The 544-nt window shown below is 64.3% G+C and carries 1 protein-coding gene; it reads right to left on the reverse strand.

Going from position 1 to position 544, the window contains the following annotated elements:
• Nucleotides 1–131 precede the first annotated feature (131 nt).
• A partial coding sequence (locus tag ACMGE0_RS33670; protein WP_495885031.1) for an aldose epimerase family protein occupies nucleotides 132–544 on the reverse strand: 413 nt, incomplete at its 5' end.

Genomic DNA, 544 nt, shown 5'->3' on the forward strand with positions numbered 1-544 from the left:
GTACCATTTGTTGGCAGCCGGCTTGGTCCACATGTCGCGCGCCTCGGCCGGGGCGGCGAAGGCGAGCGCAGTGGTGGCGATCAGAAGGGCGCGACGGATCATGTTTCTCTCCCTGAAGTCTTCTTGGTAGCTCAGCGCCCGGCCTGGCCGGTGGTGAGCCGATAGGTCATGACGTTACGATAGGTCTGCCCCGGCGCGAGACGCGCGGTGGGGAAGCCGGTCTGGTTGGGCGTGTCCGGGAAGATCTGCGGCTCCATCACGACCGCATCGCCCATCCGGTAGATCTTCTTCGACTTTCCGGTGATCGTGCCGTCGAAGAAGTTGCCCGAATAGAATTGCAGCCCCGGCTGGTTCGACCAGAGCTCGAAGCCGCGGCCCGAGACCGGATCGCTGACGCGCGCCATCAGATGCTGATCGGCGGTTACCTGGCGGCCGATCACCCAGTTGTGATCATAGCCGCGGCCGAAGACGATCTGCTCGTCGCTTGCGTCGCGGACGCGATCGCCGACTGCGGTCGGCTTGCGGAAATCGAAGACGGCATACG

This window comes from Neorhizobium descurainiae (assembly GCF_051400715.1).
Lineage (GTDB): Bacteria > Pseudomonadota > Alphaproteobacteria > Rhizobiales > Rhizobiaceae > Neorhizobium.